The 2109-nt window shown below is 60.5% G+C and carries 2 protein-coding genes; both read right to left on the bottom strand.

Translation table 11 applies throughout. The features are described from left to right. A partial coding sequence (locus DPM35_RS32065) for a tyrosine-type recombinase/integrase (protein WP_112131466.1) occupies positions 1-960 on the bottom strand: 960 nt, incomplete at its 3' end. Further along, positions 953-1900, bottom strand: a complete 948-nt coding sequence (locus tag DPM35_RS32060) for a tyrosine-type recombinase/integrase (protein ID WP_112131465.1) — start codon at positions 1898-1900, stop codon at positions 953-955. The genes DPM35_RS32060 and DPM35_RS32065, both read right to left, overlap by 8 nt. Positions 1901-2109 lie beyond the last annotated feature (209 nt).

Below are 2109 nucleotides of genomic sequence, written 5' to 3'. Positions count from 1 at the left end.
CTCTTTCCACGGCCGGTCTGGCCCCGAAGCCGCGGCATCGCACAGCGCCATCGCTTTCGCCTTTATCTCGAGATCGATTTCGGCGTAGATGTTGGTGGTCTCAAGACTGACATGTCCAAGCCATGCGCTGATGGTGTTGAGGTCGACACCTGCCCGCAGCAGATGACAGGCGCTTGTGTGACGGATCACGTGCGGCGTGATTGACCTTGCGGCAAGCGTTGGTACGCGCGCTGCACATCGCTCGACGAGCCGGTAGACCCCGAACCGCGTATAGCGCTTGCGATGGCGGCTGAGGAAGACGGGATCACCGTTTGCGCGTCTCTGAATGAGCTCGCCAAGCGCATTCTCTGTGCGTGGCCACAGTGGACATTGGCGGATTTTGTCGCCCTTGCCGCAAAGGGTGACGAGCGCATGGTTGTCGCCGTGTCGGCCGATCTGGAGATCGCTGACCTGCAATCTTGTTGCCTCCGAGACCCGTGCCCCGGTGTTGTAGAGGAAGAGCAACAAGGCGTATTCGGCCCGGCCCCGCGGCGTCCGGTGGTCGGGAACCGCCAGCAGAGCCTCCATCTCATTCCTGGTCATCCACGTAATCGGCTGCGGTGCAGCCTTTTTCGTCGTGATGGCGCGGATTTGCGCACACCAGGCAAGACGAGCCGGATCACGGCTGGCGACGAAGCGAGCGAAGGACCGGATCGCCGTCAGGCGCTGGTTGCGGGTCTGCACCGAACAGCCCCGGTTCTCTTCAAGATGGGCAAGGAACCGCAGCACGTGTGTTGGAGCGATATCCTCCACATCCAGGCGGTCCGCTGGTTTGCGGACCTTGGCGCTGATAAATGGCAGCAGTAGCGTGAAGGTGTCGCGGTAGCTCTTTTGCGTGTTGCGGGCGAGCCGGCGCTCAGTAACGATGTAGTCAACCAGGAAGCGCCGGAGCCACGGGCCGAGCATGCAAGTATCACGCATGGTCCCCTCCATTGACGTAGCAATCGAAGCAGACCGATGCTTCGTGTAGCAACTCCGGCGTCATGGACAGGTAGACGCTTGTGCCGTCCAGGTTGGCGTGGCCGAGATATGTCGAGAGCGCCGACAGCAATCGTTGCACATCTGCGCCCGCGCGGTACCAAGACGTCAGCCGGTGCACGGCTGCGGTGTGGCGCATGGCGTGCAGACACGGGGCACGCCGGCCGTCATCCTTGCGACCGATACCGGTGGCCTCGAGCAGCCGTCGGAATGCATGGTCGACATTGTGCTTCCTCACCTGCGTTCCGTCGCGGTTTGCAAGGAAGGCGGACGCCATCCCTTCGGGTAGCGGACGGTCTGAACGTCGTTCGGCATAACGTCTAAGGGCGCTGGCGAGTTGGGGAGCAACGGGAACGAGCCGGCTCTTGTAGAATTTGGTGTTCCTCACCGTCAGAATGCCGTCCGCAAGATCGACATCCTTCATGGACAGGTTCAACGCCTCGCTGGTTCGCAGTCCAGCTCCGTACAGGATCAAGAGCATACGGAAAGTCTCGGCATCGAACCGAATGCCGCGCTTACGGCTGATATCAATGGCCCCGAACAGGCGCTGCAGTTCTTCGCGAGAGTAGATGTAAGATGGCGCCGATCGCCGCTTTCTCGGCTCTTCGTCCGCCGCCGGCAGCGGTGACAGGGCGGCATAACCGCGGCTGATCGCATAACGGTAGAATCCGGCGAGAGCGCCGTACTTGTTAGCACGCCAACGGGTGAGCGGGCCGGTTCCGGCGAGGAATTGGCGCACCTCGCTTTCTGTAACCGCATCGCAGAGAACGTGCTCAGGGACGCTCCTGCAGAATTGGTACAATGTCTTTGCGCTGGTAATAAATCGGGCGCCGTGGGCACGCCGCCACGCTACATAGGAGTCGATTGCGTCACGGAGGATCATAGCAGTCCCTCCAGATCAATCGCCGCAACCTCGCGACGGCCGGCGAAAAAGAACTTCAAACATAATCCAGGTCTCCTTGTTGTTGGCGCCTGGATCATGCCATCGGATGTGCTTTAGAAAATTATGTTGCGGAGATTGCTTGGGATCGCCTGAAACTCGGGCAGAACCGGAGCTTCCGCAGCATAATCCTCAGCGCAACATCTTATCGC

Source organism: Mesorhizobium atlanticum, from assembly GCF_003289965.1.
Classification (GTDB): Bacteria; Pseudomonadota; Alphaproteobacteria; order Rhizobiales; family Rhizobiaceae; genus Mesorhizobium; species Mesorhizobium atlanticum.
This window is presented reverse-complemented; position numbering and strand designations above follow the sequence as displayed.